This window comes from Micromonospora sp. LOL_023, from assembly GCF_048060115.1.
Lineage (GTDB): Bacteria > Actinomycetota > Actinomycetes > Mycobacteriales > Micromonosporaceae > Micromonospora_E.
This window is the reverse complement of the sequence record NZ_JBHMIM010000232.1, coordinates 1-201: the sequence shown is the minus strand read 5'-3', so window position 1 is coordinate 201 and position 201 is coordinate 1. Positions and strand designations below refer to the sequence as shown.

Annotated in this window: 1 pseudogene; it reads left to right on the top strand. The window is 75.1% G+C overall.

Annotated features, from left to right (window positions below):
- Window positions 1-201 (top strand): annotated as a pseudogene (locus ACFHVL_RS31575) (WD40 repeat domain-containing protein); the annotation flags it as partial.

The following is a 201-nucleotide window of genomic DNA, read 5'->3' as shown; positions in this document are numbered from 1 at the left end:
GGCCGCCCGGTCATCGTCTCCGCCAGCGACGACGAGACGGTGCGGGTGTGGGACGCCGCCACCGGCACCCCCATCGGCGAACCCTCCACCCACCGCACCGGTTGGGTGCTTTCGGTGGCGGTGGGGCAGCTCGACGGCCGCCCGGTCATCGTCTCCGGCAGAGCCGACGGGGCTGTGCGGGTGTGGGACGCCGTCACCGGC